Annotated in this window: 3 protein-coding genes; all 3 read right to left on the reverse strand. The window is 45.6% G+C overall.

Annotation, left to right across the window (positions count from 1 at the left end; translation table 11 throughout):
* Positions 1-691: GmrSD restriction endonuclease domain-containing protein (locus AC1DV1_RS31135; RefSeq protein WP_477368701.1), on the reverse strand; the 691-nt coding region annotated here is incomplete at its 3' end.
* A complete protein-coding gene (locus AC1DV1_RS31140; RefSeq protein ID WP_477368704.1) occupies positions 684-2528 on the reverse strand; it encodes a DUF262 domain-containing protein in 1845 nt (614 codons plus the stop codon). The genes AC1DV1_RS31135 and AC1DV1_RS31140, both read right to left, overlap by 8 nt.
* A gap of 86 nt (positions 2529-2614) precedes the next feature.
* Positions 2615-3428, reverse strand: an 814-nt coding sequence (locus AC1DV1_RS31145) for an HNH endonuclease (protein WP_477368707.1), incomplete at its 5' end; no start/stop codon positions are given.

A 3428-nucleotide genomic window follows, 5' to 3' on the forward strand; every position in this document is an offset into this window, starting at 1 on the left:
GCGCTTCCCAGTACTGCCGCAAATCGTCATCAGTCCGTTTCTTCAGATTTGAATGAATCTCATCGATTGTTCTGAGCATGCCGGCTACTGTCGGATCTTTATGCCAGTTACGGAAAAACCAGGTGCTGTCGCCGATCTCCTCTGATAAAGAGGCATCAAAATTCAGCTCTGCCCCATGACTGACCAGTTCGCGGCAAAAGCTAGCTGAACTGCGTCTGGTCCGGTAGGTAAACCGTTCGAGAATTTCGCTGCCCCCGGGCGATATACGGGCTGCGATATACCAGTGAAACAGGAAAAGCGTGGTCAGCCGCTGCTGACCATCAAGGGGAACAAAGGCAGTTTCCGCAGGACCGGTTCCGTTTATCGGCCATACATCCAGATTATAAGCTATACCGATTCCCAGGTGATCAGAATAATTGCGGACAGCTTTCAGCAGGTTATTAACGGCCTCTTTGTTTTTCTCTATCCGCAGGGCCTCGTTTTTACCGTTGATTTTCCCGTATATGAAATCAAGGTGGAGCAGTTCCGACCGCTCCGTATGATCAATTAAAGATCTGACAAACGACTTTCTGATGCGCGTAGCCCGGCTGTCTGTTCTTCCCTGTGCGTAATCACGCTGGATGATCGGTATCTCAATTCTGTGACTCCTGATCAGCTTCCAGAATGTGTTCAATGTCTGCGGATCAGTCATAATATGTTTTTAATTTTTCACCAACTGCCTCATAATAATTCTGCCTGTCCCGATATCCCCAGTAGCTCATCTGAACCACACTGGCCTCAGTGGTGTAATACTTCATAAAGACATTTTTCGTACAGACGGGCACAAAGGCCTTTACTTTTCTTCCTTTTATTTCAGCCCAGCCGGTTTTGTCGATCTCCAGGATCTTTTTCCTTTTATTAAGAAAGTTCATATTTCCCAGCGCACTGTTGGTGTTCCTGTCCAGCAAAGCCATATTGGAAAGACTGTGAACCTCAAATAACAGGGCAGCCTGTTTTGCAGCTTCTTCCAGCGCAAACAGTAAATTCTGAGGGATTTTGTCATCTCCCGCGAGCCCGATAAAAGGAGTGATCAGCTGCCCGAGTTTTGTAATCTGTTCAGGATCGGCCTCTTCAGAACTTTTCAGATCATCTAGCAGGTCTGTAATATCGGCAGCCCATTCTCCGGCTTCTTTTTTTAAAGTAAAGAATTTGGTATTCTGCGCATGGATGTGTTCTATGCTCCATTCTTCTTTTTTAAACCGGTCGAAAGGGAAACGAAAATCAGCGTCACTTACCTCAAAAGTCTCGATGTTAAAGAGAAGCAGAACATCTTTGACCCGTTCCTTGTTTTCCTCATAGTTCAGATTATCGAGGTCATAAACCTTTACGTTTTCTGAAATCGTTTTAAACCTTTTACGGACGATTTTGACCAGTTCTTCTCTGAAGGCTCTTTTTCCCTTGTCTTTACTTAACTTAATGAGCGCAGGAATCGTAGAAAACCCCCTTGTTACTATAAATCCTACCAGGTGATAGATACTGCGTTCCTCATACCATTCCTGCAGTCGGTCATAAAGGTTTTTGACCTCCTGCCAGTCCAGCTTTTGTTTATTTTTAACCCTTCGTGCGTAATACCGGTATGAAAAATAATTGTCAGGGTCATCTTCCCGTTTTTTGGTGATCAGATCAAAAAGCAAATCAATCCTTGTAGCGGCGTCTTCAACAGCAACCTTTTTTCGTATAAAATACCAGAAGTCATCACGCTGCAGGTTATATTCGATCTGGTCCCATTCCTGGGCAATCTCGTCCTGTCTGAGCCGGCTGAGTTCGGGACTGCTGTGATCGCGGCAATTGATCAGGAAAAGTGCTTTGATCAGTTCGGCATTGGTCAGGGCGATCTTTCCGCTGTTGATATTGATAAAAACCTTTTCGGATATTTCGTCCGGCCTAACCTCATACCAGATCACATAAGTGTGGTTGAGCAGTTTATGCCGGAAGGCCTGTTTTTCATCATCATCCTTTTGCTCAAACCAGAGCTGAACCGTTTGATACACCCGGTAAAAATGAAAATTGTCTACGTTGTCGTAAGCTTTCTTTTCGCTGATGTACGAGTCCCAGTGAGCGCTTATCTCTTCCTCCATTCCTTCAATTTTTTCCGGATCATATCCGTTGTAGGAGATCGCCGGAACAGAGATGATCTTTTCCAGGAATTCGGCGCTGCGCGGCCGGGTGTTATAATTGATATTAAAAAAGGGGCCTGCCGAATCCAGTACGCGTAAAATGATATAAATGGTGGTCATCCGCTGCTGACCATCAATAAGTTCGTACAGCCGTTTTTCTCCTGCCGGCCGCCGGTTATCTTTAATAACCACCGGCTGCAGGCAATATCTGGTGAAATCAGCAGGAAAATCATCGATATCGGTAAGCAGGTCAACTGCCTGCTGGCAAGACCACTTAAAACCCCGCTGATAGTCATCTACCAGGAAATCTTTTCCTTCGAGATCATTGACGGCACAGGGGAAAAAATCGGGATCGGAAAAGGTTTTATTCATTTACAGGTGTCAACAAGGTTTTGGACTGACAATATATATATAAATATCACATATCCATATTTTATATATGACAATAACCTGTTCGCTTAGCTTTCTCTGTTACTTTTCAGAATCCTGATGCTGCCGGAGTAAATGAAAAGGCCAAATATATTCTCCCGGTGATGTCTGAGAAACTTCTTCTCCGGCTGAAAATAAGGCTCAGCCGGCAGCAGGATGTTTTTACCTGCGTATTCCTTCAGCGGCGTTCCCATCAAATGTTCGTGAACGATAATAGTAAAATCGTCGCTGATCGTGATCATTCCCTTATCAAATGCCCAGTGCATATCGCGCGAAAGGGCGATACCGTTGCAGGGAAGAAAAGTGCCGGCATGGGCTCTTGGCCGTATATGAGCGGCTTCGAGGTTGCTCAGTTTTTTATATCTGATGGCTGTACCTGTCACCGCACACCGGTAACCATAGGCAAGCAGCACAAAGTCCCGGAAACTATCCGCACCGAAAAGACTTGCTCCCCTGGTTTCTTCTACATCAGCTTCTTCAGCGGCCAGTGCTTCCTGCTGCTGTTCGATGATGTCTGAACGGATCTCAGGCGCTATAACAACTGCCGCTTCATCCGTATCAATGTCCCGCTGCGGGAGGAATGTGAGCTCATCAGGTATTAGCGCATGACCGCCTTTGATTGGAGAAAGTCCGATAAGTTTATCGAGGTCTTCATAATGCTGCTCCCCGGGCCTATACAGATAAAGAATATACTGAGGGATCACACCTTCTGTTTCGACTTTTTCAAATACGAGAATACCATCAGGCTGATAATATTTTCGGTCAGGATCAAGCGCACGGTTCAGATAAAGACGGTATTCATCGCGGCTTCCGCCCGGAACGGTGTACTTATCATTATGGTAA

It is taken from the genome of Mucilaginibacter sp. P4_D1, from assembly GCF_056401935.1.